The organism is Pollutimonas rozaliensis, assembly GCF_048751585.1.
Classification (GTDB): domain Bacteria; phylum Pseudomonadota; class Gammaproteobacteria; order Burkholderiales; family Burkholderiaceae_B.
This window is the reverse complement of sequence record NZ_JAZHOB010000352.1, coordinates 1-238: the sequence shown is the minus strand read 5'-3', so window position 1 is coordinate 238 and position 238 is coordinate 1. Positions and strand designations below refer to the sequence as shown.

The following is a 238-nucleotide window of genomic DNA, read 5'->3' as shown; positions in this document are numbered from 1 at the left end:
CTGAATGCTGTTGCCCAGGCCCACACCGAACCACTCGCCGCGACCGAAGGCGATCAGCGCCTGAGTCAGCTGATAGCCCGAGCCATACTGGTCGGCCCAGGGATCGGTAAAGGTGATCAGACGCTGCAGGCGATATTCCTGGGTCTGCACCAGGACGAACACGGCACCGACCGCGAGGGCCACCATCAGACCGAAGCGCAGCATGCCGACGCCACCGAGGAACAGCATGGCCATGGCC

The 238-nt window shown here is 64.3% G+C and carries 1 protein-coding gene; it reads right to left on the bottom strand.

What is annotated here, in order from left to right; translation table 11 throughout:
• Positions 1-238, bottom strand: a 238-nt coding sequence (locus V0R37_RS23205; protein WP_420376704.1) for an FtsW/RodA/SpoVE family cell cycle protein, incomplete at both ends; no start/stop codon positions are given.